Source organism: Vibrio genomosp. F6, from assembly GCF_005146325.1.
GTDB classification, from domain to species: Bacteria; Pseudomonadota; Gammaproteobacteria; order Enterobacterales; family Vibrionaceae; genus Vibrio; species Vibrio cortegadensis.
Genome location: NZ_SYUT01000014.1, coordinates 1 through 352 on the forward strand (window position 1 = coordinate 1; position 352 = coordinate 352).

The window sequence follows — 352 nt, forward strand, 5'->3', positions numbered from 1 at the left end:
TATGCTCAAGCAGGTAATAGATCGAATTAGGATGGTAGTGTTTATCAAAATGCGTCACGATATAGTGATGGATATCACTCGCTATGAGACGGCCACCAGTAGGAGAGGTTGCTTCACTCTTTATGAATTGCCTGAGCTGATTTTGCTGGTCTGCAGTGAGGAATGCCGGCCTGCCTGATCTTGGTTTTTCCTGAAGGCCTTCTAGCCCTTCTTCCAAAAAAAGGCGAACCCATTTATTCACACTAGTACGACTGACTTGCAGGTCTTTCGCTATTTGAGTGCGGGATTTTCCTCGCTTAAAGTGCTCAAGAGCCAGTAATCGCATTTTCATTTGAATGGTTTTTTGTTGGCT

General features: G+C 44.3%; 1 protein-coding gene. It reads right to left on the bottom strand.

Annotation, left to right across the window (positions count from 1 at the left end):
• On the bottom strand, positions 1-352 hold a 352-nt coding region (locus FCV43_RS04370), incomplete at both ends, for a helix-turn-helix domain-containing protein (RefSeq protein WP_136994134.1).